The 24,507-nt window shown below is 35.3% G+C and carries 17 protein-coding genes; 7 read left to right on the top strand and 10 right to left on the bottom strand.

The features are described from left to right. Positions 1-224: 224 nt before the first annotated feature. Positions 225-5,093 carry a DNA repair ATPase gene (locus IIF7_RS04940; protein WP_084840580.1) on the bottom strand — a complete coding sequence of 1,623 codons (4,869 nt, stop codon included), beginning with the start codon at positions 5,091-5,093 and terminating at the stop codon, positions 225-227. A 24-nt stretch (positions 5,094-5,117) separates the two neighbouring features. Between IIF7_RS04940 and IIF7_RS20805 the strand changes: the two genes are divergently transcribed. Then, positions 5,118-5,282, top strand: a complete 165-nt coding sequence (locus IIF7_RS20805; RefSeq protein WP_176218896.1) for a hypothetical protein — start codon at positions 5,118-5,120, stop codon at positions 5,280-5,282. Between the two features lie 11 nt (positions 5,283-5,293). On the opposite strand, the gene IIF7_RS04935 is transcribed toward IIF7_RS20805, so the two are convergent. The 4 genes from IIF7_RS04935 to IIF7_RS04920 form a co-directional block, all read right to left on the bottom strand. Next, the gene (locus IIF7_RS04935; protein WP_084840579.1) at positions 5,294-7,372 is read right to left on the bottom strand and encodes an SPFH domain-containing protein; all 2,079 of its coding nucleotides are present in this window, start codon (positions 7,370-7,372) and stop codon (positions 5,294-5,296) included. 14 nt (positions 7,373-7,386) lie between these two features. After that, positions 7,387-8,037 (bottom strand): hypothetical protein, encoded by a 651-nt coding sequence (locus IIF7_RS04930; protein ID WP_245801538.1) that lies wholly within the window; start codon positions 8,035-8,037, stop codon positions 7,387-7,389. Positions 8,038-8,102: 65 nt separating this feature from the next. Beyond that, positions 8,103-8,816, bottom strand: a complete 714-nt coding sequence (locus IIF7_RS04925) for a PspA/IM30 family protein (RefSeq protein WP_084840577.1) — start codon at positions 8,814-8,816, stop codon at positions 8,103-8,105. An 11-nt stretch (positions 8,817-8,827) separates the two neighbouring features. Further along, complete coding sequence (locus tag IIF7_RS04920) at positions 8,828-9,223, bottom strand: type III secretion system chaperone family protein (RefSeq protein WP_084840576.1); 396 nt, start codon at positions 9,221-9,223, stop codon at positions 8,828-8,830. 291 nt (positions 9,224-9,514) lie between these two features. Here IIF7_RS04920 and IIF7_RS04915 point away from each other — a divergent pair, with 291 nt between their 5' ends. Both IIF7_RS04915 and IIF7_RS04910 read left to right on the top strand, forming a co-directional pair. Further along, complete coding sequence (locus tag IIF7_RS04915) at positions 9,515-10,273, top strand: helix-turn-helix domain-containing protein (RefSeq protein ID WP_084840575.1); 759 nt, start codon at positions 9,515-9,517, stop codon at positions 10,271-10,273. A 147-nt stretch (positions 10,274-10,420) separates the two neighbouring features. Beyond that, entirely contained in the window at positions 10,421-11,014 is a 594-nt protein-coding gene (locus IIF7_RS04910) for a DUF6134 family protein (protein ID WP_084840574.1), read from the top strand. Here IIF7_RS04910 and IIF7_RS04905 read toward each other — a convergent pair. Continuing rightward, complete coding sequence (locus IIF7_RS04905) at positions 11,009-11,551, bottom strand: DUF1697 domain-containing protein (protein ID WP_084840573.1); 543 nt, start codon at positions 11,549-11,551, stop codon at positions 11,009-11,011. The two genes, IIF7_RS04910 and IIF7_RS04905, sit on opposite strands and share 6 nt — an antisense overlap. Before the next feature lie 116 nt (positions 11,552-11,667). Here IIF7_RS04905 and IIF7_RS04900 point away from each other — a divergent pair, with 116 nt between their 5' ends. Further along, complete coding sequence (locus IIF7_RS04900) at positions 11,668-12,129, top strand: ferritin-like domain-containing protein (RefSeq protein ID WP_084840572.1); 462 nt, start codon at positions 11,668-11,670, stop codon at positions 12,127-12,129. A gap of 12 nt (positions 12,130-12,141) precedes the next feature. On the opposite strand, the gene IIF7_RS04895 is transcribed toward IIF7_RS04900, so the two are convergent. Next, entirely contained in the window at positions 12,142-12,600 is a 459-nt protein-coding gene (locus IIF7_RS04895) for a universal stress protein (protein ID WP_084840571.1), read from the bottom strand. 424 nt (positions 12,601-13,024) lie between these two features. Here IIF7_RS04895 and nhaA point away from each other — a divergent pair, with 424 nt between their 5' ends. Next, entirely contained in the window at positions 13,025-14,341 is a 1,317-nt protein-coding gene (gene nhaA / locus IIF7_RS04890) for a Na+/H+ antiporter NhaA (protein WP_084840570.1), read from the top strand. 188 nt (positions 14,342-14,529) lie between these two features. On the opposite strand, the gene IIF7_RS04885 is transcribed toward nhaA, so the two are convergent. Then, positions 14,530-15,147 carry a hypothetical protein gene (locus IIF7_RS04885; RefSeq protein ID WP_084840569.1) on the bottom strand — a complete coding sequence of 206 codons (618 nt, stop codon included), beginning with the start codon at positions 15,145-15,147 and terminating at the stop codon, positions 14,530-14,532. Between the two features lie 185 nt (positions 15,148-15,332). On the opposite strand from IIF7_RS04885, the gene upp reads away from it, so the two are divergent. Continuing rightward, positions 15,333-15,992 carry a uracil phosphoribosyltransferase gene (gene upp / locus IIF7_RS04880; RefSeq protein ID WP_084840568.1) on the top strand — a complete coding sequence of 220 codons (660 nt, stop codon included), beginning with the start codon at positions 15,333-15,335 and terminating at the stop codon, positions 15,990-15,992. A gap of 16 nt (positions 15,993-16,008) precedes the next feature. Here upp and tamL read toward each other — a convergent pair whose 3' ends face one another. Together tamL and IIF7_RS04870 are read right to left on the bottom strand one after the other, a co-directional pair. Continuing rightward, the gene (gene tamL, locus IIF7_RS04875) at positions 16,009-18,312 is read right to left on the bottom strand and encodes a translocation and assembly module lipoprotein TamL (protein ID WP_084840567.1); all 2,304 of its coding nucleotides are present in this window, start codon (positions 18,310-18,312) and stop codon (positions 16,009-16,011) included. Then, a complete protein-coding gene (locus IIF7_RS04870; protein ID WP_084840566.1) occupies positions 18,309-23,321 on the bottom strand; it encodes a translocation/assembly module TamB domain-containing protein in 5,013 nt (1,670 codons plus the stop codon). The genes tamL and IIF7_RS04870 overlap by 4 nt, the downstream gene beginning before the upstream one ends. A gap of 430 nt (positions 23,322-23,751) precedes the next feature. Between IIF7_RS04870 and IIF7_RS04865 the strand changes: the two genes are divergently transcribed. After that, positions 23,752-24,507 (top strand): OmpA/MotB family protein (locus tag IIF7_RS04865; RefSeq protein ID WP_245801537.1); only part of this gene is annotated, 756 nt, incomplete at its 3' end.

Below are 24,507 nucleotides of genomic sequence, written 5' to 3'. Positions count from 1 at the left end.
GAAAGATTTTAGAAAATCTTAAAAGTTGAAATTAATGCTTCGTAAAGAGGCATTTTATTTTTTCTCTTTTATTACGTTTAAGCATATAAAATTTATCAGATATCTTATAAACTGAAAATTATTTGATGATCTATCAAATAAATGACATTGCCGATATTCTAAAAAAACTGCCCAAACATGATTTTTGTAGACGTTCATGGTGTTCGAGCAGCATAAAATGAGTTTTATTTTTCTAAACCACGTTTTAAAACCTCTCTAATACCCTCTAAATTTTCACTAAAAGCCATCATTTGGGATAATACCTGCGCCATTTCATTCTTGTCACCAAATCCCTTCAGCTTATTATTCTTTAAAAAGGTCTCTTTAATCGCACTCCAACGAGCCTCTTCATCTTCAGAAATACTTCCGCGCAATTCTTTAAACTTTAATAAATTCGCTTCCGCAGCAGCTGTTAGTGTTTGCGATTCGTTCTCGTAATGCGATAATAACAAACTATTTAATTCTTTTTCATTCATAATCGGTACCACTTTCGAAACCAGTTTATTCATATCTCGATACGATCCCTGCAACTTAAACGCCGGTTCTGTTCGATATTCATCTTCCATTCCGGCCGATTTTATATAAGTAGCGTTTACTTTTAAAACGGTATTCCGAATGCTTAGCACTTTTTCTAAAACCGATTTATAATCCTGAATTTCCTGCTGAGTATGATTTCCTTTTAATTCTCCGGCATCCGAATTATTTTCTATACGATCGATCAACGTATATACATCATCAAAATTTCGAGAACTTAATTGATGCAATACAGGATTCGATGTTAGCGAATTCTCTAATAAGCTTAATTTAAACAAACTTTCGGTATCGCCAATAATATCTCCCAAATTATAAATATCGGCACGGTTAGAAAGCATATCCGGGATTCTAAATTTCTCGCCGCTTTCGGTGTAAGGATTCCCGGCCATGATCACACAAAATTTCTTTCCGCGTAGATCATAAGTTTTTGGTTTTCCGTTATAGATTCCTTCAATTTTTCGGGTTCCATCGGCAACGGAAATAAACTTCTGCAAAAATTCCGGATTGCAATGCTGAATATCGTCTAAATACAACATTACATTATTTCCCATCTCAAAAGCCAGATTCAGTTTTTTAAGTTCTTCTCTGGAAGCCGAATTTGTCGCAGCCTCAGGATCTACAGAGGTAATATCGTGACCAATTGCCGGCCCATTGATCTTCATAAACACCAATCCCAATCGATTGGCAATATATTCCATCAGCGTAGTTTTCCCGTAACCCGGCGGTGAAATTAACAACAGCATTCCCATTCGGTCGGTACGGCGGTTCTCCCCTACGCTTCCCAATTGTTTCGCCAGATTTTCACCGAATAATGGAAAATAAACCTGATCGATCAATTTATTCCGAACAAAAGAAGTCAGCACTCTTGGCTTAAATTCGTCTAATTTCAGCTGTTCTTTTAAATCTTCGGTAACCTGATGTCTTGCTTTTCTGAATGCCTGAAATGCCGGAACGCTATGATTAAAATATAATTGAAGTTTTTGCGTAAAATCATGAAAATTGAACTGAAATTGCCCATTTTCGATGTTTTTATGATCTCCTTTTAGTTCTGAAATTACTGCGGAAGGATCGATATGGTTCACCTCCGGACTTTGCTGCGGAAATAAAATACAACATGCAGCTTCATCGATATAATTTAATTGATTTTCTAACAATTTCGCCTTAGCGAACGCCTGAAGCCATTGTTTTACCAACCTAATTTTTGCGGAATAAGATTGTAAACTTTCAACACTGTTTCTAAACTGAGATTCGGCTTTCTCCTTCTTCAGCATTTGCTGAAAATCATCTGCTAATTTTTTTGCCAATCCGCTAACTACGAATTGATCATCACTTTGCAGTTCTTCAAAAAGATATTGCGCGGTTTCTAAACTGACTTCCGCAGAAAATAAGCCCGATTTTTGTCCAAAATCGCTTATTACCTGCTCTAATTCCTGAATTAAAAAGTCATATTCGCGAGTATTGGGGAAATATTTTAAAACCTGACCCGAGGCTTTTATCGAATTATTATAGCCTTTTTTAGCATCGCTTTCTAACTGGTTCCAAAAATACCTCGCAAAAGCTCTAATCTCAGATCGCCATCTTAAAATGCCTAAATCTTTATGTTTTTGCACTAAAATTTGTAGAATCTTAGCGGCATCAAGATCATGAACTCCTTTTATATAACCTTCAGAATAATTACTACTGCTTTCTTCCTGAATCAGCTTCAACAATTCATCTTCATTTAATTCTGATAGGTTTTCTAAAGACTGGTTTTTATATATTTTAAAGGCTAAAAATGAAGAGCGATAAACCGAATCATTTTCAGAAATAAACTCCTGATTCCAATATTTCCGACTATTATTTAAAATTTCATTTTCCAGTTCCTTGTAAAAATCGGTTCCGCTTAAATGGTAAAATAACTTATCGTCTTTAAAAACAATACTTAGATCCAATTCCTGGCGGTTAACTCCGAATTTATGATTCCCAAGTTTGATAATATTTTCCCCATCTTCGTAAAGATCCTGCTTGTCTTTTAGCTTTCTTAGCGCATCTTCCCTACTCGTTTTTAGCGAAGTTTCAATTTCTTCGGCATTACCGCTATCATCCAGTTCTCGTAACTGCTCCACAATGTCGCGAAGCTTATTCACCATTAAATCTGAAGCGTAATACCCATTAATTTCTGAAACAGATTTTAAACTTTCAGCTTTCTTGCCAATACTTTTTAAAATACGATCTGAAGCGGTTTGCAAGGCAATCGCCTTTTTATTTCGCTTTTCATTGATCGCACTTTTCTTACTTTCAAAAGCGTTATAAACTTCTTCCCGCTTTTCGATAATTTCAGTAATAAATTCTTCAAAATCGGCAAATTTACCTTCTAATTCTTCAAGTTGAATACTGACTTTGGTTTGAAATTCATCACATTTTTCAGGCGTTGAAGCAATATCCAGGTAATTAATGATACTTTGATCAATCAGTTTTAATTGGGCGGCAAAATCGGCTTGGGCTTCTTTACTTCCCAGTGATTTTTTCTTATTCTTAATCGCTGCTTTTAACTGATTGATAGTTGCAAAAATCAAGCTTATATTATCGATAATCTTGGTGGAATGCGAGGTATCTTCGATATCCAGATTCGAAACAATATCGATAAGCATTTCCAGATCTAAAGCGATCTGATTAACATCCTCTTCCAGCTTTTTGGCTTCAACTACTTTACTGATCTTGTCTAATTGTTGCTGTTTTTCTTCAACTTTATCGTGATAAGGCTGCAAGGCTTTATCATTCAGCAAAAATTCTACGCAACGTCTCGAAATTTTGGTAGTTTGCTCTGCAATTTCATCTTCTAGCGATTTAATAAATTCTTCGTTTACATATCGAATTTCGTATAGACCAATCACCTCGCCACGTAAAGCTCGTAGCTGTGAGAGTAATTCGACAAATTCGTTGATGTTTTTAAAAGATGTGCTCTTAATTTTACTGAAAAGCTCTTGTGCTTTCTGCTGAATTTCTTTGGTTTGTTTTTCAGCATTTTTCTTAAGCTGAATCACTTTCTGAAATTCATCTATCGCTGCATTTGCGGCAATATTGATCTCTTTTAACGGCTCACTTAAAACGGCAGTTTCCTTTTCGTTTAGCCAATAATAAGCATCTAAAATATTCTTTGAAGATTTTGCAATATCGGCATACAATCCGTCATAATTATCCTCTTTACTCAGCAATGTGATCAGCTCATTAGCCTCTGCCATTACTTTCACGATATCTTTATTCCCAATTTTATATAACATCGAATCCTGATGTTCAGAAGGCATAATATCGCCCTCCAAATACGGCGTTTGCCAAATCTGGATCATGTGATGTTTGGTCTGCTCGTCATCAGCCTTAAAATAGCAAAGCTCTCCATTAGGTAAAATGGTAAAGCCTCCACAAACAATAGGGGTTTTGATTTCCTGCTCGATCATATTATAATCCATGAGCAGATAAGTCCCTTTTGAAGGTGAATAGAAAATATACAGAAAATCCTCCCCATTTGGAGAATTCATGGTTCCCTGATATTTTAAAGACTGAACTTCGTTAGAGAATAGATGAAATTCCCCGGTTTGTAAATAGTAACCATTTGGGAAAATAATTCCCTGATCGTCTGGTAATAAAACTGCCGTTTCTTTGATCGAATCGATTTTCTGAACTTCCTGCATCTTGTGATTGTACACAAAATAGCGTGCTTCTTCCTGAAAAGGCTTTATTTCAAGAATGATTAAATTCCCTAGATCGGCAAAGCGAATCTGGCCATCATCCAGCGTTTGATCTTTATAATCTACAGGTTCAGAATAAATTCCCATTCCGTCTTCTGTATTATCTTCAATTTTAATCGTAAGATCGCCGCCAATAGTTTCAACAAAAACTTTATCTAAAATTGCAACATGAGGATGTTCACCATAGCGTTGCATATCTCGCGTAGCTTCCTGCCAGTTAAATTGATGCTGCTTAGGATACTTAAATTCGTGTTCGCTACGATTATCAATATAAGTAAGCGAATTATCCTTTATAAGCCATTTAAAGGTCTTAATATCGGTCACACTTTCACTCAGCTGAAAAACCATGTGCAGATAGTTCCCTATCCTGGCAAACTTGCTAAAGATCGTATTTCGATAATATTTATAAAGATTTGAAAAATCGGTTTTAAAAGTATCATCTTCAAAAAGCGCTAAAGAAACTGCTTCAAAATGATTGTCTTTAAACTCGTAAACGCTAAAAACATCGGAAAGTGTAATTTCTGTACGTAATCCAAAATGAACATTATAGCCAAAAATGCAGGTATTTCCCAGCGAAATGATATCTCTGGCCACACAATTATTTTCGGTACTAATTCGGTTATTGGCAATTAATTGCGTTTCAAGCGAACCAAAAACCGTTTTTCGGGCGTCATTTAAGGTATTAAGACGTTCCTGCAGATCAGATTTATGAGTGTTGAGACGTTTACGGATAATCTCGTAGGTTCCACCATCCAAAGCATCTTTTTGTACAGACTTTTCTTCGTTAGTATTCATTTGGTTTTGTGGTAAGGTTAGGGTTTGATTGCTCTAATTATTGAAGCAAAAAGAATTAAAGAGGATGAAATCCCGGGTTACGCCCAGGATGACAAGGCTCTAAATTTCATTACTAAAAAACAGGATGAGACCCTGAAACAGGCCCGCCTGACGGACGGACAGGTTCAGGGTGACATTCCTATCTCATAATAAGTTATGGATTAAACCTTTAAGGTTGAAACTCGCTTATCAGACAATCCTAAACCTTTAGCCAGGTTGAATAAATTGCCTAACATGGTTTGTTCATTTTGGTCGTTTGAGCGCCCTTTTAATTCCATGATCAAATTAGCGATCGTTAGGTTTTTGATATCTTCGGAAGAGATTCCGTACTTCTCTGAAAATTCACGAACTTTCGTTAGCAAATTCCCCTGAATATCATCACTTCCTAAGATTGAATCTTTTAGATCCTGAATGTTAGAGCTGTTCTGTACCAATCTATCGAATCCTTTACCTCTGGTAATCTGACCAATGATCTGGTCGAAGAACATAGTTTCTCCACCAACAATATCGATCTTAGCGGCTTTAAGTGCATCACTAATTACATGAGCTTGTGCATCTGCAATATCTTTTTGGATGTTGATATGCGCAAGATCTACCTGTAATTCTTTATCCAGTTTTAACTTGAATTCTTCGTGTTCTTTACCTACACCATCAAGTTTCTTCATTGCAGCAGCTTTTTCTTCGATACCGGCGGCATCTGCAAGTGCTTTATCTCTAATCACATCTGCAGCGGCTTTACCTTCTTTTCTACTCGCTTCAGCTTTAGCTTCCATTCCGGCAGCTTCAGCTTTGGCTTTTTTCTCGATAATAAGAGCTTCCATAAGTCCTTGTCTTTCGCTGGCATCTGCTTTAGCATGCATCACTTCAGCTTCAGATAAACCAATGGTTGCTTCTTCTTTCGCTTTTGCTTCAGCAATGGTTTTTCTTGCTTCTGCTTCTTTTTCACTGGCTTCTTTATGCGCCTGCGCTTCAATATTAATTTCTTCAGCTTTTTGCTTGGCAGCTTCTTTTTGTGCTTCTGCAGCTTTAATGGTTTTGATCAATTGTTCCTGAGCGTTCGCTTCAGCAATAGTAACTTTTACCTGCTTCTCACGATCTGCAGTTTTAAAGGCCTGAATATCTTTCATATTCTCCTGCTCTTCTACCACACCTTTTTCTAACATTACTCGATCACGAATAACATCCTGAATGTTTTTCTTCTCTACTTCTAGAACCTTCTCTTTCTCGATCTGCGCCAGCGTAACAATACGTTCTCTTTCAGTAGCCTCTAACATACGGTCTTTTTCAACACGTTCGCTTTCTACGGCTTCTGTTCGTTCTTTGTTTTTCGCCGCCACGATGATTTGACGGTTCATATTTTCTTCGGCTACTTTTACTTTTTCTTCCGTAGCTATTCTTGCTGTTTCAGATTTTAGACGCTCTTCTTCCGCAACTTTACTAACTTCAGCATTTTCTCGTGCCTTGATGTTTGCGATCTCACGTTTTTGAGCTTCTTCTTTTTCAGCTAATTGCTTATCTAATTCAAGGATAGCTTCTCGAGCTTCAACGTCTTGTTTTCTGATGGTTTTTTCTTCGTCACGCTTAATAAGGTTCGCTTTCATATTCTGAACCGCAGTAAGCTCGGTAATCTTTTTGATCCCTTCAGAATCCAGAATATTATCTGGTTTTAAATGCGAAATTGGTGTTTGCTCTAAAAAGTCGATCGCACAATCTTCTAAAGTATAACCGTTAAGATCTGTACCGATAATGTTTACGATCTCGTCTCTAAATTCACGACGCGCTTCGTATAATTCGATAAAATCAAACTTCTTTCCTACGGTTTTTAAAGCTTCAGAAAATTTAGCTTCAAAAAGATCCTCTAAAGTTTCGATTCTTGATGCACGATCTACACCAATAGTTTGTGCTACTCTTTTAATGAAAGAGATATCGTTGTTCACCCTTACGAAGAAGGCAACTTTAATATCTGCACGCATATTGTCTTTACAAATAAGACCTTCGTGCTCCATTCTTTCGATTTGGATTTTCTTTACAGAAATATCCATTACTTCCACTTTGTGGAAAACAGGCACCACATAAAGTCCTTTATCTGTGGCTACTTTGGTTCCGCCAAAACCGGTACGAACGATCGCACGGCCCTGTGGAACTTTCTTGTAAAACATCGCAATTATTGCGAAGTAAACTACGATTAGGAATAATAATCCCCCTAATCCAATTCCGATAATTGGTAAAATTTGCTCCATTTTTTAAGTTAGGTTTAGTCGTTATAAGATTGTACTAAGAAGTAATTTTTATCTGCAGATTGCTTGATAATTAAGATTTTTTCGTGGTAATTTAATTGATGTCCATCTAACGACTTTACGTAGATGGAATGCGAATCTCCATTAGCATAGATTTCAGCATTTCCCATTTTATCACCAGAAATGGTGGATAACAAAATACCTTGCCTGCCAATATAATCGATGGCTTTATCGCCGTCTTTGTTCAGGTTTTTAAAGAAACCTTTAAAAGGTGTGGTAAAGATCTTGTTTACAAACAAAGAAGTAAAAAAACCGGCGATCATGATGGCGAAACCCAAAAAGTTATTATACGTATAGGTTAGCGCTGTTGTTATTGCCGTGGTAAACCACCAGATAAATACAAAACAGGTAAAGGTGAACATAAATGGCAGGCCAACAAAGTTGAAATAGATCAACATAATTTGCCACCATTTTAAAGGTTGAATTCTTCTACCTACCACATCCTCTTTATTCAGCTCGGCATTCGAAACATCCTGAAATTCCATATTTGCGCCATCGGTTGCCAGATCTGCATCGACATCTACATCGGCATCGATATCAATATCCATGTCGTAATCAAAGTCGATACCGCTTATCATGGTTAGCAACCAATAAACGATTAATAGCATACAGAGGATGCTTAAGGTAATGTTTACCTCAGAGAATAATATGTCTGTTAAACTGGTCAATTTCGTTATTTTTTATCATCATTTAAACCTAGTTGATTTTTAAGTTTGCTAAGATCATCTTCGGCTTTTGCTTCTGTAGTGCTAGCTGCTTTTTCAAGCTCTTCGTCTATAGATTTAGAGGCGCCGGCAATATCGCCATAGGCTTCAGCCAAAGCTTCTTCCTGCGCTACTTTTTCTTTCATGCGCTCTAGCATAGAAACTGTGCTACTACTATCAATTTCGGCCATTTGCTTGTTAAGGCTCTTTGTGGCGTTGCTCACTTTTACGCGAGCTTTAAGCGTTCTAAGTTCGTTTTCCCAATTGCTAATATTCGATTTGATAGTTTGAATATTTCGCTCTAACTGGGCTACATTTTCATTAAACTTTTTGGCTTCTTCTTCAGATCGTTCTACGTGTTTTTGCGCTTCTTCCTTTTTTACTAAAGCCTCACGAGCAAGGCGATCTGATTCGGTTTTATCCATATCACCACTTTGTCCTTTTTTCAGGATCAAAATCGCTTTATTATGGTAATCTTCTTTTTTGTCCAGATATTCTTCCTGGTCGTTCTTTGCTCTAATCGCCAGGGCTTTTACCTGCGCCAAAGCTTCCAGATTTTTCTCCAAATCCTGTTTAAGGTCCCTGATTCCCTGCTCGGTTAATTTAATGGGATCTTCCATTTTATCTATTGCTGAATTTGCTTCAGCTTCTCCTATTTTAAATAATCGTTTAAAAATGTTCATAACGCTAAGGTTTAATATTTTGAAAATTCTATGATTTTGTCTGAATATTCACTCATTAATAAACTAAGTGAATTTAATGATCCTTCCAGTTCGTTTAGATCTAAGTTTTCTATCTGAAGCGTATCTCTAAAGATCACTTTTTCTCCAAAATCGTCTACTACAAAGGCGCCATGGATAATGTCACGGTTTTTTTGCAGCAGGCTGCGATAGATCTTTTCAGACTGGTTATTAATCTTGAATAAGAACTGCTCCATTATTAAAATAGGCGGTGCTACACCCAGGATAAGGTTTTTAATCCCAAAATTCTCTTTTCGAATCATTAAAATTCCTTCGGCTTCATTTTCGAAATCGATATTGAAATTAAGCTCTAGCAGAAAATTTTTGGTTATCTGAAAGTGGTTTTTCATCTAGACAGTGTTTTTTGATTGGTGTTAAAAACTAGAGTATAATAATACAAAATCTATTTTGTATTAAGGTATTATTAACACAATCACTGCCGTAATTATTGCTGTAATCATTGGTTGTTTAGGTTTAAAGTTCAAATTTTCCATTTCGAGCTAATTCATTTAGCAATCTCTATATTGTAAAATCCATGAAGAGAAATAACCAAATAAATTAGTAATTATCAAATCTATTAGCTAATATTGTTAGATAAAGATACAACTAAATTTCAATATTGCAAATAATTTTAGCAAAATATGTCGTATTTCGGTAAAAATATTAGGAAGATCAGAAATGTAAAGAAACTAAGTCAGCAGGCTTTTGCTGAATTATTTGAGCTAAAACGCGGTACTTTGGGTGCTTACGAAGAAGAACGAAGTGAACCTAGAATTGAAACCATTATTAAAATAGCTAATCATTTTAGCATTACTATAGATGATCTACTTACTAAAGAACTTACCGTGAATAAACTTTTAAAGTTTAAAGACGACCTTGCGCTACAAGGTAGTTTTAATAAAGAAGAGTTTACTAAAATCCCCTGTATCACTCCAAAAACCGAAGCAGATTATATACAATATTACGATAAGCCACACTTTATAGAAGATCTTCCCAAACTTCACTTACCTATAAATCCAGATAAAAAATATAGAGGTTACTTAATTTCTAATTTAGAAATGACTAATAACGATAAAGCATTTTGCCCTAAGGATGTTGTTATAGGAGAACATATTTTAGCGGAAGATTTTACCAAAATCGAAAATGGCAGCCTGGTTATTGTTTTAGTTCACGGAAAAATATTTTTTAGAAAGTTTTATCACTCTTCAGCAACTATAACCTTAAGAGCAACTAATACCAATATCGACGATCTTGAAGTTTCTCCTACAGAAATTAAAGAAATGTGGAGTGTTTGCTATACTTTCTTTAAGCGTCTTCCTGAAAATAATAATATTGAAATCGAACAAAAGCTTAATTTCCTAGAGCAGGAATTTATGAAATTGAGACAGAATTTTAAGTAAGTTGTATTCCGAAGAATACATTCTTTTCTAGATTTATTTATAGGTTCTGAGCCTATTTTAGAGCGTAAAAAGCCTATAATTCAAAAATTAGCTGTCAAGTATAATATTGCAGATTTTTACTTAAATTAAGCCATTAAAACCCCCATCATGAAATCGGCCTTTTCAATAATTATTATTTTATTTCTTGATTTTGCGCTGTATGCACAAAAAGAGAATTATACCTATACGATAATTCACAAGGACGATACGATTGGGCAATTAAAAGCGGTTAAAGAAACACAGGGCCAAAGTGTACAATATCTTACCAAAACAAATATAGAAACCCGAATTTTAACCAAAATTGAAGTCAGTTACGCCTTTGATGTAAAATTTGATGGCCAACATTTAGAACAATCTGATGTTCAAATTTATTTTAACGGCAAAGAGCGTACAAATACCAAAACTTTAAAATCTACCAGCGGTTACAAGTTTTACGATTCGGGCGAATTAGAGAAAAACATCAAACATTCTGTCTCCTATTGTGGCGTGCAATTAATTTTTGAAGAACCTACAGGAATAGATCGCGTTTACAGCGAAGAAACAGGTGGATTTCATGCGTTAAGAAAGATTGGAAACCATATCTACGCAAAAGAAAACGAAAAAGGCCGGGAAAGCACTTATCTTTATAAAAACGGAATTTTACATTCTGCAAAAATTGATGCCGGAATTATCGAATTTGAGCTGCGCTTACAGCAATCATAAGCTTTTAGCCATCTCTAAGAGCTTAATACAGGTTTTCCAGTTTCGGGTAGTACAATTTATTTTCAACAGCTTTTCAGCGACACTATTATTGATATTCGATTTACTGTAACGCTCTGTTTCACAGCAAATGTAAACGCAATCTTCAGCAGTTGTAAAGACATCTGGAGAGGCATCGAAAGTTTCAAGCTTTTGGCGGTTTTCTAAGATGGGTTCAGTCTTAAAAAAAGTACAGTGTAAACGCTTAATATCAACTTCAGCATAAGGATTTTTATTTATTACATGAGTAAGTTCCTCTTTTGAAAGTACAATAGTGCTGACTTCAAAACCATAATGATCTAAAATTTTATCCTGAATTAATTGTTCTAATAAACTGGTATCCTTTAATGAAGCATTAAAAATAATATTCCCACTTTGAATATAGGTTTTCACGTTTTCGATCTCATTAATTTCAGTTAATAACCCTCGCAGTTCTGCCATTAGGATTTTTTTGTGTCCGCCTACATTAATTCCTTTTAAGATGGCGATAAAAACATTCATTTGTTTAGATATTTAGAATTATTAACATGAAAAGCTAAATCGAGGTGAATTTAAAAATAATTAAGACAACAGCCCAAAAGCTTGCACTACTTTAGGCAAAGTATTTAAAATGGCCTATGGAAAAGATTGATGATCCTAAAGAAATCGCAAAAGCTTTACAGGAACTTCTGGAAAAGAATTATGATGCGGGAGAAGTTTTTAAAAACGGATTAGAGGATACCGAAAGTGATTTACTTAAAGATTTTATTTTAACTCAGGCTAACCAACGCGCAAGATTTGCAAAAGAACTGGAAAGGGAACTATACCAAATAGACCATTTACCGGCAGTTGGTGGTACTTTTCAGGGAACTTTACAACGAACCTGGATGGATTTAAAAACCATTTTTACTGAAAATAAAGATGAAATTATCCTGGAAGAATGCTTAGAGGGAGAAAAAGAAAGCGCTAAGGAATACGAAAGAGCCATAGAAAATTATAACTTCAGTAAAGAAATTTTAAGGGTTTTAAACGGCCAGCTAGACGAAATAAAATATACGCTTAAGAAAGTAACAGGTTTAAAAGATCTGGAGACTTATTAGCCTCCAGATTTATTATTTTTTTATAGGAACCATATAAACGGGGATCTGTGTCTTTTCTAAAACTTTAGAGGCTACCGTGCCAACTAAAACCTTCTCTAAAGTAGAGTGACTATGTGTTCCCATTACAATTAAATCTGCGCCCCATTCTTTGGCATATTTTAAAATACCACGATGACTGTCTCCAATTTCTAAAGCAATAGAAACTTTATCATCATTAAACTGCTTTTTAGCAGTTTTTAAATAATCCATAGCCATCTCCTGCAATTGTGCACTAACACCAAGATCAAATCCCATATTTTGGTATCCCGGATAACCTAAAAATTCAGAATAATTTACGCCGTAATGAGAAACATCGGCTAGAACGTGAAGTAAACAAACCTCAGCGTTCATTTTCTCTGCCAGTTCGTATCCGGCCGTAGCCACTACCTCTGAGTTTGGGTGATAATCGATAGCAATTAATACTTTTTCCATGATCTACATATTTTGGTTCGTAAATTATTAAGCAATAACTCAGACTTTAAAAATTTTCCTTGAAAATAGTAATTCAATATTATTGATTTTAAGTCTCAGTTTTTATCTCTTATTCTATGCTTAGGCTTCATATAAAGCTAGTGAATAATCTCTATTTTCAGTATTAAATTCATGATATAATTTAAAAAAACATTCAGAAACTTAATGCTTTTGCTTTAAAACCAGACCCGAAATTTGTCGATTTTCAATGAGAGTTTTCAAAAGAATACTTCAAAAGCTTTTTAAGGAATTATTTTTAAATTTTTCCGTAGAAAAAAAGCGTGAAATAAGCGCATTACTGATATATGTCATAAACCGAAAGAGCATATTTCTCTAAGTTTGAATACCACTCTACAAGTTCAATTATCCATAAATAATCTGCCTTATGAAGAAATCACCCCTGGATCAGTACTTGGTATTACCGATCAAAAATTTTATTGAAAAGCAAACCTCTGTTGGTATTCTTTTAATCTTTTCAGCTTTACTGGCAATGATTGTTGCCAACTCCCCACTCGCTGAAGGCTATCATAGCTTTTGGAAACAACATATCCATATTGGTCTTAATGATTTTGTGATTAATAAAAGTATACTGCATTGGATTAATGATGGTTTAATGTCGATGTTCTTTTTTTTAATTGGTCTAGAAATTAAAAAGGAAATTTTACATGGCGAATTGTCTTCCTTTAGAGGTGCCCTTTTGCCTTTAACGGCAGGTATTGGCGGGATGATGATGCCCGCTATTATTTTTAGTGTTTTTAATAGTGGTACTCCCGCTATTGGAGGTTGGGGAATCCCAATGGCCACAGATATTGCTTTTGCATTGGGTTTATTATATTTGTTAGGAGATAAAGTACCACTATCCCTTAAAATCTTCCTTACCGCCATTGCAGTGATCGACGATCTTGGCGCCGTTTTAATTATTGCCCTTTTTTACACCTCTGATATTTCACTTTTAAATTTAGGAATTGCGGCGATATTCCTTTCTGTTCTAATATTTGCAAATTACATAGGTGTTAGAAATACTTATTTTTATATGATTGTTGGTATTGGCGGTCTATGGCTGGCTATTTTATTATCTGGTGTACATGCAACGATTGCAGCTGTTTTAGCTGCACTGGCAATACCTAATTCGCGTACTATAGATACACCGCTATTTTTACGAAAAGTGAAGTTACTTTCTTTTAAAATCAATAAAAATGAAGATCCCAATTTAACGAGCAGTGATGAGGATACCGGAGTGATTATTGAGAAATTTGCGCTACTCACAAAAGAAGCTACACCGCCATTAGAACGCCTAGAAAGTGGCCTATCCAATTTTGTAAACTTTGTGGTATTACCACTTTTTGCCTTTGCAAATGCTGGTGTTACCATAGATGCCGAATCATTTGGATTCTTTTTAAGCCCGATAACACTCGGAATCGTTTTGGGATTAATTATTGGAAAGTTTTGTGGTATCGTGCTATTTACACGCTTACTATGCGCTATAAAACTTTGTAAACTACCAAAAGGAGTAACCTGGAAACATATTTATGGTGTTGGCTGTTTAGGCGGAATTGGTTTTACTATGTCCCTTTTTATAACTGAGTTGGCTTACGACCAACCAGAAATGCTTACACAAGCTAAAATAGGTATTTTAACGGCATCTATTTTAGCAGGAATTATAGGTTATAATTATCTTAATTGGGTAAGTAAACGAAAGTAAACTACCTGGGGGCAAGCTTCCCTGTATTATGGCGGAACCAATAAATACTGCTTAAATTATCGAATTTTGAAGTTGTATTACTTCTTTTTTATCTCAATTTAAAACATAAAAAAACCTGCCCGTTTAAATCAGGCAGGTTTTTTATTTATTAAGCTGAACCGAAAAATTAGGCCTAAAATTATCGAATATTACTGTTTTACTACCATTAAACTTGCTTTTGCACCCGTAAGAAGATTCCATTCTTTAGAAACTAACTGCTGGCCATCTTCACCAAATACTTTTAGCATCGCGGTATTTGGACCAGATAACCCCTGGTTTAATGCTTCAAACTCTATAGTATTAAAACCACTCTGTAAAGTAACCAATATGGGTTTATAAGAACCGGTTAACGCTAAATTTTTATAGATCACTTCGCCATTTACTGTAATTTTTACTCGGTCTCCATCAACAAACTCATGATCTCTACAGTATAATTCTACAAATTTACCGGTAGTTTTTACATCTCCCAGATATTGATCATTAGCGTACTCTTCCTTTGCTTTTTTATCTGCCTTCCATTCTGCTGCTACACGATCACCTTCAGTTAAAAGTCCGTTTTTATCCTGGCGCATATTAATTTTACGCTCTTCTTTTTTCATAAAGATATCTTCAACCTCGTTATTTACCCTTGGCAAAAAGACACTATTGCTCCCGCTAGTGGCTGGCTTTACAGATGCACCACTATTTGTAGTTTTTGGGATTTCCTGTGCCTGAATAAAACCAAAGGCAAAAATCGATAATATCAGACTTAAACTTATCTTTTTCATTTTTATGCGGAATTATCTTCAGGATTATAATCAAAAATATAGCCAAAAATAATCATTTTTAAACTGAATTTAAGCTTTTTCACTAATCAATGCTTATTTCTGAAAAATTCTAAGCAACTTCTAAATGGAATCCTTTACGATAGTTTGTATATTTATGCATCTAACTTTTAAAAAGCCAAAAAACGATGCATGTTCATCATTTACTTAATAATAACTCTATTGCCAATAAGTTTATTGCCCAGCTGCGTGATACTAAAATTCAGCAGGATCGAATGCGTTTTCGCAAAAATATAGAGCGCTTAGGTGAAATATTGAGTTATGAATTAAGTAATAAATTACAATACACTACTCGGGATATCACAACGCCTTTGGGGATTGCCAAAGTAGATCTTCCTGCCAACGAAATTGTAATATGTTCGATTCTTAGAGCGGGAATTCCATTACACAACGGAATTTTAAATTATTTTGATGATGCTGAAAATTCATTTATTTCGGCCTATAGACATCATCCTAACGAAGACGAAGAATTTGAAATAAAAGTAGAATATCTTGCCTCACCTTCTATAAACGGAAAAACCTTAATCCTGGCCGATCCCATGCTTGCTACAGGCCGTTCTTTTGTAAACGTAATGCAAGCTTTAAAACAAATGGGGACACCAAAAGAAATTCATTTAGTTGCTGTAATTGGTGCTGAAGAAGGTTTAAAGCTTTTGGATGAAGAATTTCCGCAGAATACACATTTATGGATCGCTGCCATAGATCCAAAATTAGATCATAGAGGTTACATCGTCCCCGGTCTTGGTGATGCTGGCGATCTTTGCTTCGGAACCAAAAAACAGCATTAAAAAACTCTAATCTTACTTAAAACGGATATCCAATCGCAAAGTTAAAGATCGGACTTCCAAAATCGTAGCTCCAGCGATCTCCTTCTGGTAAAGAGGGATCGTGCATTGGTGCTGCAAGGTCAAAACGAATTACAAATCCTTGTATATCTACACGAACACCTACCCCGGTGCCTATTCCCAGTTCATTCATAAAATTAGAACTAAACTTACCTCCTGGTAAACTATCTTCTTCAGTAGACGTCCAAACATTCCCAGCATCAGCAAAAACAGCTCCGTTTACATAAGGAGGAAAAAGTGGAAAACGATATTCGATATTTGCTTCTAATCGAATATTCCCGGCACGGTCAAAATAATCGGTATTTATTAAACCATTTTCATCCCGGTTTTCATCAGGATTGTAAACTCCGGGCCCAAGCTGTCTAATTCTAAAAGCTCTTACACTATAAGGGCCACCGGAGAAATATTGCTTGGTAAATGGCATAATTTCAGAATTACCGTAAGGCATTCCGTAACCAGCGAATAATCGGGTGGCAATTTTACTACCGCTTCCTAGATTAAGGTGATAACGAAAATCTACATCAGCTTTGGCATATTGCGCATACTCTAAATTGAAAACAGTTTGCGGATCTTCTTCTGCATTTCCGCTTACAAGATCTAAGAAGTTTCCTGCGAAATCGAGTGTTGAATTTACAAAAAACTGATGCGTTTTATTTTGATCTACCATTCCATTATAGGTAAAACTATACATAGATCCCGCTATAAATTGCTGCTCAAAACTACTTTGTAAGTATGGATTTTCACCTAAAATGTCCTCAAACTCTGGCGTGGTATTTATTAAATCTACATAAGTTACAGAAACGGGATCGAATGTATGTGTAACATATCTGTTCGCATTCCATATATAACCAAATGTGGCAGAAGCTGATCCTAAAGCAAAAAGCTGGCTACGTCTTAAATAATCGACATTTAAACTAATCTTGGTCTTTGGAATATCATACTCAAAAAAGTCTTCATTAAAATGCCACGGAAAAAGTAATCTTGGAAAAATAAGATCACTACCCACACCTAATTGAATACTGTTTAAGCCAGTATTATTACCGCTAGCCACCTGAACTTCGTAACCAAAACGCCCCTGAATATTTATAATTTCGCCTCCTTTAAATAAGTTTCTATTAGTTAATGAAAGCGCAAGGCTGGGACCGGCAAAATTATTAGATTTGGTAACCGCTTGTAATTCGGCTCTAATTGCCCGTTTATTTAAAGGCGATAAATAAATATTAGCCTCTAAAGCACCAATACTATCTGTAGCCAAGGTATCTACTTCCTGATAATCGATATTTATAAATTTGTAAGCGCCTATAGATCCTAATCTTCGGCTGGTTGCTTTAGAAATATCCGGACTATAATAATCGCCTTCTTCAATTAAAACAAAAGGATCTAAACGCTTTGGCAGAAAAAAGATACTATCTCGATCCTGAACAAATGTTTTGTTGTTAAAACGAATGCTGTCCTTTTCTAATGAATCACGCTCTATCGCGCTATTTGGGTAAATATTTACTTTTGAAATTTTATACGGAATTAGCGCTTTTTCAGGCACATCTTTTTTTACTTTTAAATAAAGATCGAATCGCTTATTATCATATTGATTGGTATCTGCCTCAAACAGTAAAAAACCTGAATTAAAATTATAGTATCCATCTTCTTTCAATTCTTTATCAAGGCGCTCTCGCTCTGCTTTCATATTAGCTAAATCGAAACGCATTTCTTTAACGAATTTGCTTTCTTCTACCAATGGCTTCATGTCTTTATAAATAGCAAGACTATCTTCTACCAATTGATAGGTTTCCATTTTGTACGGTGTGGTTACACCAACATCGTAAGCGGCCGTAGCGGTTTTATTTTTATCATTAGTATTTACATCTGCACTTACTCTGCTGTAAAAGAAACCGCGATTTTCTAATCGATTAAGAATTAGATCCTGGGTATTCCCAATTTCTACATCACTAAGATAAACCGGCTCTTCCCCTAGCTTCTTATTTAAAAATTTATTGATAAAACCTGGTTTTTCACGTTCGGCCTTGTAATGAAAATATAAACCGGGATAACCGCCTAAAAATTTAGAATTTGGTTTAGGGACAAGTACATTCTGAACTTCTAATTTTACTTTATCCAAATCTTCTATAGAGGAAGTATCTGGAAGCATTGTAATATCGGCACCGCGATAAAGGTATTCGTCTTCAGGAATGTATTTATCCACGCTACAGGCATTAATTAAGCCTAAAACGATTAAAATTATAATGCTATACTTCCTTATTTTCATTCTTCTTCGTCTTCTTTTTTGGCAGGTTGATCTTCTTGTTCCTCAGTCTTTAAAAAGTTTTTCCACAATTCTCGATATTCGTTAAATTCTCGAGTAAATATTAAAGCGATCCCGCTAACGATAAGCTGGCCATCAATCACATTTTCAAATTGATTTCTTCTAAAACCTCTCACTCTAAATCTTCCGTCTTCAGTAAGCAAATATTCTAAACTAACATTCCCAATTAAAGGATTGGTTTCCTGTCTTCCGCTATTACTTCCTTCAATATTCACCTGGCTTCCTACGCTAACAATTAGGCGATCATCAAATAATTTTTTTTGCGCACTAACATTAAGATCTGTTCGCTGTTCTGGCCCACTATCACCCTGATAATCTGTATAACTATCTACACCAAAATTTAGCGATACACCGGTATCTCCCATTAATTTTTCTGAAAACATATTTAGTTGATCTGATAGCGCCTGACTAATATTCTCTCTTGCAATCGCCATCGTACCACCATTACTACCATCTGTACCGGCATCTGGATAAAACCTGTTTAAAACCAATAAACTGAAGACCTGCTTGTTTAATTGATTTTCCTGGCTATTTAATTGCTGAACTCTACCATACACCTGCCCGCCAATAGCTCCCTGAGAATCTCTTGGCATATCTAAACCAAAACTAAGCTGAGGCTGCATTAATTCTCCATCTACATTTAAATACACCATAAATGGTAACTCCTGTCGATATCTACTTTGTTCATTATTATTACTTCCTGAAATATTGCTGGCCATAAGCGCATAAGCGGAAGTTTCAACATTGTAAATGGCTCTTACATCCAAAGTAGCATCAAAAGGATCGCCACTCCAACTCACCGAACTACCATCTGCAATTTCGAATCTACGATTTACCAGGTTGTAGAGACTCATTTCATAATGACCGTCTGATATTGTGTATTTTCCGCTTAAAGAAGTTCTTCCGTTAGGAGAAATATTAAAACGCAGGTCACCATTTCCCTGGATTTGAAGGTTATCATTTGTTTGTTCATTTAGTATAACATTGATAATCGCTTCATCTCGAATTTTTAATTGAGCACCTATATCATAACCGCTAAAAACATAGGATTCTTCCTCGCTTTGAGTTAGAATATTATCGGGATCTTCTTTATTAACAAAAGTAACGATGCCTTCACGTTCCTGCATTTGCAGTTCGGTTTCAGGAACTACATAAGTAACATCGGTATTTTCACCAATTTCAAGATTTAGTCTTAGCTTTGGTAAATTTAGATCTCCTTTTAACGTGGCCTGAGCATCAAAGCTTGCTGTTCCGTAGAAAAGATCATTATCCTCTTCGGTAGAATTTAAAACATTGAAGTCATTTGCTTCAAAACTAAGATCGAAGGTAGGATTTATAAAACTTTCGGTTCCCAATTCTCCATCGACTACAAAAGAATTACCTTTAGTATCACCAATCTTGAAATTATTAAAATAAACGCCATCATTATCTAAATCGAGTGTTTCGCTCTTAAAAACAAAAGGAGCATTTAGCATGGCAACGGTAAATTGCGCATCGTTAAAATCGATCTTACCAGAATACTCTGGATTAATAGTTGTGCCATTTAGTTTGATATTTCCTTTAAATGAACCTGAACCTTTTTCTAAAGCACCAAATGAAAATCCTGTTACCGCTGCCATTTCAACTTTATTAAGATCAAGATTCATATCTAGATTGGCGGTAGAATCTGCTGCAACGTAATTCCCTGTAAGATCCATATCCACAGCACCTTCTTTCATTCCCATTTCGAAACGATATTTCTCGGATCCCATAGCAATTCCACGTAAAGACAATTTCCCTAGATCTACATTCATCGATTCCAGCTGTTTTATATTAAGATCTGCAAGGATTCCGGTTTTACCAAAAGGCTCAACTAAAGCAAAACGACCATTCATATTTCCTTTAGCTAATTTAACCTCAGGATTTAAGAAATTAAGAAATGCTGCGAGTTTAAAGTTTTCGAACAGTAAGGTGATATTATCTAAATTTCGCTCGTTTTCTTGATTGACCAGTTCTAGAGACTGACTTTCCCTTGTGATCCTGAAATTCTCAAATGTTATCTTTTCACCATCATAAAGCATTGCGTTATTTTGCTGAATTTGCCACGGATTTTTATTGAGAATTAATTTCTTATCACTTATTTCGTATCTAAAAGTTTCTTCATTCTTCGATAATCTTGATGAAACATTTACCAATGTATCTTCATCGTAAACCGAATTAAAATTTAATCCTAAAACACGGTTTGCCAGGTTTGCTTTTAATTGTGTTTTCTTTAGCGCCAGCGGGCCGGCACTAATGGAGTTAAAACCAAAACTAAAGTCGAGATCCTTAAGGTCTGATCGTACCGAGATTCCTAAACTATCAATCGCAGCACCATAGTAATGAGCAAAAGGTATTTTTACATCTGCATTTAATTTATGCTCTTTTTCACTAAAATCGACATCAATTTTTACGGTATCTAATTCTTCTAAATTTACCAGTAAGACCTCGTTTAAAATTGGTGCCTGGCTAATCGTTCCTTTTACATAAAGATTCACCGGGTTTTCTACTGTATCGGTTGGATCATCTTCGGTTAAATAACTTTGATAATGTCGCTGTAGAGCCTGGCTAAATTCTAACGGACTAGCATTAGATTGCAGATTAAGATCTAGGATTTTGTTATTCACTTTTACAGAGGTGGTATCTGGCGTTACAAAAGCAGAGAGATCTAAATCTCCTAACAAATAAGTTTGATTATCGTAAACAGCAACACCTTCTTCGATCTCTGCAGAGGCTTTATATTTCTCAGCATTTCCTTTAAAATTCCCTTGCAATTTAAACCCAGTACGTATATTTCTATTTACAATACCAAGTTCAGCAAGATCGGCTCCAGCTAGATCTAGATTCACATTAACTTCTGGAGCAACCGAATCTAAAACTACATTTGCCAGCAAATCTGCATCTAAATGATCATCTCTATAATTCGTAGTTACATCTCCGCGGCCATTCTTAATATCGCCAGTAATTTTTAGATCTTTAATAGGATAATTATTATAGCTAAAATGGCTAATATTAGTTTCTAATTGTGCATTAAGCGTATTCACCGTGCTACCACTTCCCTGCCCCTTAAGATTTAGACTTAGTTTACCTAAAGAAGGATTTTGCAATAGTTCTCCCAGTACTAAACTATCTACTTTTATAGCTGCCTGAAAAGCGATCTCTTCTGAATTCTGGAAGTTTCCTTTTGCGATAATATTCCCAAGGCTAGATTCTAAAGTAGCATCTACTTCAATATCACTTGGTGTACCTGCAAGATTCCCCGAAAGTGCGATGTTCTTTGGTAAATTAACACCTAATTGCCTTTCGTCTACAAAATAATTTAGATCGTTTTTGGTAGAACGTGCTTTAAAACGTGGAATATTAAAATAAATATTATCAGGATCTGTAGCATTTCGAATTTGCCCATTTAGTACCAGGTTTGTTTGACTTCCCCAGGAGATATTTGCTGAAGGAATCCTGATATTCGACAATTGGCCGTTAGCACTTAAACTTCCGGTAAGTAATTTACGGCTTAGTACTTTTAGATATTGATTTTGCTGAAGCGCAGGCTGAAATCTAAAAACCTCATTTATATCCAGCTGAATTTCAGAAAGACTAGCATCCAAACTTGCATTTTCAGGTTTTTCAATTAAGCTTTCTACGGAATCATAATTCAATTTAAGTGTTCCCTGAAGCTGATTGTTATTTAAAGCCAGAATAAGATTCTTCACATTTAATGCTGAATTATCCAGAGCTATTTCCGTAGAAAATTCTTTAAGATCTAATCCTGAAGCTTCCTTAAAACTTACCTGATTAATATCTGCGCTTACCTGCCTATCTGCCAAGGCGATATTCCCAGTTTTAAGATTCAAATATCGAAACTTTAAAGCATTGGGATTAAATTTTTGTTGTTCGATTTTAGCGCTATCTACGATATACGCGATATTATTTTGCTGTAAATCGATATTTTGAACATTAATTTTCCAGGCCGGCCAAACAAATCCTGCGGTATCATTTTCAGTGGAATCCTTAGGCTGAGATTGTACAGTTTTAGTCTGCATTCTTAGCAAAACGTTCGACTTTTTCAGCGATACGGTATTAAAATCTATTTCGTAGTTCCCAAGGTCCATTTTGGGCATTTCAGCAAGAAATTCCAGGATATGCACATCGGCGAGCATACCGTCTGGCTCAGACTGATATTTTGCATTCACATTATTCAGCATCAAACGATCTACAACCACCAATGGCATTGGCGCTTCAGATTCTTCACTTGGTGGTAAAGCTTTATTTTGCCGATACACCACCATCGTATTTTTTAAAGAAGCATCTGCAACCTCAAATTGCATATTTTGGAGGTCTGTTTTTCGCATGGCAACATCCAGCTCTCCCAATTTAATTTCGGCTTCCATTCCGGTGACCTCGTCATTGTAATTCAGAATTATATTTTGAAGATTTACATCTCCAATACTAACATCCATTGCTGCTGAAGTGGTGTCCTGAGCTTGCGTTTGCTGAGTATTCGTAGAGTCTGAAGCCGCAAAAGCATCCATTAAAAACTGAAAATTATAGCCAGAAATTGAGTCTTTTCGATACACATTTGCTTTTAGCCCTTTTAGATCTAGATCGTTTACTGCAAAACCACCACCTTTTATAATGGGTAAGATTGGGATATTTGCTTCAAGATTGTGAGCGTAAACCAGCGTATCACCTTTTTTATCTTCAAGATAAAGTCCTTCCAGACTAATCGCACCGCCAAAAGTGATAAATAAACGATCGATTTCAACTTCAGTATTCGTTTTCTTTTTAATCGTAGAGACTACTTTGTTAACGATAATATTTTGGCCCCACGGACTTCTAATAAAAAGAATTAATAAAAGGAGGAAAATAATTATCCCGGCAAATACTTTTGCCAGAATCCTAAGAAATTTTCTAAGTTTCGGGTACTTTTTCTCCAATTTTCGGGCTTGTTAGTGGTTGTAGAAATTACAACTGCAATTAACTACTAAGAAGGGATATTATTCATGATATTCTTATAATCTTCTGTTAAAATTAAAATCTCCCCATCTGTGGAATAAATTCCACAAAAGTTTAGAAATTTTCAACACTTTTTTTTGAACTTTTAATTTTGAGCAAAAAAAATAAAATTCAAAAAAATCCTTTTAAAACATTGAATTTCAGGATAAATAAATAGGTTACTAAAATTCAACTATAAATTTTGGGCACGTTTTTGAAGCTCATAATTCCTAAATGTGAAAAAAGTTTAATAGTGCGTTAAATATGCTTAAAAAAGAATTATCTATTAATATTCTGCGTTGTTTTAAGCCATAATTCAACAAAAAAGTTGGATGCTTTATTAAACTATTAACTACTTAAATAATGAGAAAAATGAAAAGAAGTTTAGCTGTAACAGTATTTGCAACGGCCCTATTGGCCTCATGTGTTTCAAAGAAAAAATATGTAGCATTAGAGGGTGAGCTTGACGATACAAGAAGTAATCTTCAAAAAACTCGAGTAGAAAAAGAAGAAATTGAAAAAAAATACGCTGCAATCGAAGAACGAGTAGCAGATTATAATGCAAAAATAAACTCGCTTCGTTCGTCTAACGACGAAAAATTAGAAATGAATGATGTAACTGCGATGTCTAATAACACTAAAGAGCGAATGAGAAAAACCATTTCTAAAATGGATCCATCTGAGCTTGAAGGTGTAGAAACTTTAGAAGATTCTATTAACGCTGCCATTTCTTACAATCTTAAAAATGAAATTACAGAAGGTAAAGACGGTGACGATGTAGATATTACTGTAGATAAAACTGTAGTGATGATAAACGTATCAGATAAGTTATTGTTTAGAAGCGGTAGCTATAGATTGTCTAACGAAGCACAGCCTTTACTTAAAAAACTTGCTGAAGTAATTAACAGTGAACCTTCTATGGAAGTGATGGTTGAAGGGCATACAGACGATCGCACAATGGTAGAAGATTCTTGGTTAGAAGATAACTGGGATTTAAGTGTACGTAGAGCAACGGCCGTTGTAAGACAATTACAGGATAAATATGAAGTAGATGGTGAAAAATTAATCGCTGCCGGTAGAAGTAGCTATTCACCATTAGTTGAAAATACTTCTAAAGAGAATATGGCT

Source organism: Zunongwangia atlantica 22II14-10F7 (genome assembly GCF_002094855.1).
In the GTDB taxonomy this organism is placed as follows: Bacteria; Bacteroidota; Bacteroidia; order Flavobacteriales; family Flavobacteriaceae; genus Zunongwangia; species Zunongwangia atlantica.
Note: the sequence above shows the minus strand (reverse complement) of the source record. Positions and strands in the feature narration are given on the sequence as shown.

Excerpts from the sequence above, each read along its gene's own strand:
- IIF7_RS04940 (WP_084840580.1), bottom strand. The coding sequence starts at position 5,093 with ATGAATACTAACGAAGAAAAGTCTGTACAAAAAGATGCTTTGGATGGT.
- IIF7_RS04935 (WP_084840579.1), bottom strand. The coding sequence starts at position 7,372 with ATGGAGCAAATTTTACCAATTATCGGAATTGGATTAGGGGGATTATTA.
- IIF7_RS04930 (WP_245801538.1), bottom strand. The coding sequence starts at position 8,037 with ATGCTATTAATCGTTTATTGGTTGCTAACCATGATAAGCGGTATCGAC.
- IIF7_RS04925 (WP_084840577.1), bottom strand. The coding sequence starts at position 8,816 with ATGAACATTTTTAAACGATTATTTAAAATAGGAGAAGCTGAAGCAAAT.
- IIF7_RS04920 (WP_084840576.1), bottom strand. The coding sequence starts at position 9,223 with ATGAAAAACCACTTTCAGATAACCAAAAATTTTCTGCTAGAGCTTAAT.
- IIF7_RS04915 (WP_084840575.1), top strand. The coding sequence starts at position 9,515 with ATGTCGTATTTCGGTAAAAATATTAGGAAGATCAGAAATGTAAAGAAA.
- IIF7_RS04910 (WP_084840574.1), top strand. The coding sequence starts at position 10,421 with ATGAAATCGGCCTTTTCAATAATTATTATTTTATTTCTTGATTTTGCG.
- IIF7_RS04905 (WP_084840573.1), bottom strand. The coding sequence starts at position 11,551 with ATGAATGTTTTTATCGCCATCTTAAAAGGAATTAATGTAGGCGGACAC.
- IIF7_RS04900 (WP_084840572.1), top strand. The coding sequence starts at position 11,668 with ATGGAAAAGATTGATGATCCTAAAGAAATCGCAAAAGCTTTACAGGAA.
- IIF7_RS04895 (WP_084840571.1), bottom strand. The coding sequence starts at position 12,600 with ATGGAAAAAGTATTAATTGCTATCGATTATCACCCAAACTCAGAGGTA.
- nhaA (WP_084840570.1), top strand. The coding sequence starts at position 13,025 with ATGAAGAAATCACCCCTGGATCAGTACTTGGTATTACCGATCAAAAAT.
- IIF7_RS04885 (WP_084840569.1), bottom strand. The coding sequence starts at position 15,147 with ATGAAAAAGATAAGTTTAAGTCTGATATTATCGATTTTTGCCTTTGGT.
- upp (WP_084840568.1), top strand. The coding sequence starts at position 15,333 with ATGCATGTTCATCATTTACTTAATAATAACTCTATTGCCAATAAGTTT.
- tamL (WP_084840567.1), bottom strand. The coding sequence starts at position 18,312 with ATGAAAATAAGGAAGTATAGCATTATAATTTTAATCGTTTTAGGCTTA.